Origin of the sequence: Dysgonomonas termitidis, from assembly GCF_042654545.1 — a bacterium.
In the GTDB taxonomy this organism is placed as follows: Bacteria; Bacteroidota; Bacteroidia; order Bacteroidales; family Dysgonomonadaceae; genus Dysgonomonas; species Dysgonomonas termitidis.
In genome coordinates, this window is record NZ_JBHSGN010000197.1 from 1 (window position 1) to 1,195 (window position 1,195).

The following is a 1,195-nucleotide window of genomic DNA, read 5'->3' on the forward strand; positions in this document are numbered from 1 at the left end:
TGCCGTCGTGGATGATATTATATGCCGCGTAAAGGGCGATGATCAGAAAGAGCAGGACAAGGTAGTATCCCCTCGACGAGAAGCCGTAAAGCAGGGACATAAATACTACCGGGTACAGGCCGGTGACAAATAAGGCGGTGTTGGTTTTGTAGTAACGTTTCAGAAACGACCAGCAAACCATCCATGTCAGCAGCGATAGCAGGATAGCGGGTATCCTTACCTTCACCAGGAGGTCTGTATAAGGCAGCAGCGTGGTAAAATGCAGTATAACCGAATGCAGTATATGGTTGTTGGGTTCCGGGTAATGCAGCATGCAGTAATATAGGGGTTTGGATGCGAAGCCTATGTAGGTGGCGGCCTCGTCGAAATGTACCGGAACGGTAAGCCCGAAATAAACGGTAGCAAAAAACGGGATGGCAAGGATAAGCATATCCGTTGTCTTCACATCATTGAACAGGTTCATCAGTGCACGCCGGAAGTAAAATAGCGATCGGCGCAGGTAGAAATACACGCTGTCGCACCGCCGGACGGCCATAGCTGCCAGCGCCGCCAGCAACAGCAATACCGCCAGCAGGGCGTAATAGTCTGCCGGTGCGGGGTGGGCCTGTCCGTATCCTCCGGTTACCTTATCTATACCGGTGATGAACTGACGGAAGCAGGCATAGCCTTTATATGGCAGATAGAGCAGCGCAAAGACAAACAGGCAGCAAAGGATTGCAAAGCCTGCCTTTAAAACTGGTTTCATCTTATTGTTTTGTAGGATGGTTAATGATGGGTTATTCTTTATTTCTATTTCTAACGTAAGCTATCAGGGCCGCTATGGCTAAAAGCCATATCCCAAGCCGTTTGCCGAGGTTTTTTAGCATTTTGCGTAGCCGTATCCACGGTTTTGCTAACCTGCCCTGTAAAAGCAAATTCCCGCCCGGACGTGATGCCGGGCGGGTTTCTGCGTATTTAGTTGGCTTCGACCTTTTTTTTCTCCTGCTAAGGGTAGCCTGGCGTGGCTGTTGCACAACTCACATTTTGCTACAAATTAAAATAAAATGGAGTTTTTTATATTCATAACAGGTTGATTTTCAATATATATTTTTTCATGAACAATGTCTGTTTTCATAAAATATTAAATTTGTTTAGTTGTGCAACAGACACCTGGCGCTACCCTAAGGGTGGGGAAGGTCGGTGGGGTTTAGCCGGC

General features: G+C 47.5%; 1 protein-coding gene. It reads right to left on the bottom strand.

The features are described from left to right. Positions 1-745 (bottom strand): hypothetical protein (locus tag ACFO6W_RS26115; RefSeq protein ID WP_380002077.1); only part of this gene is annotated, 745 nt, incomplete at its 3' end. Positions 746-1,195 lie beyond the last annotated feature (450 nt).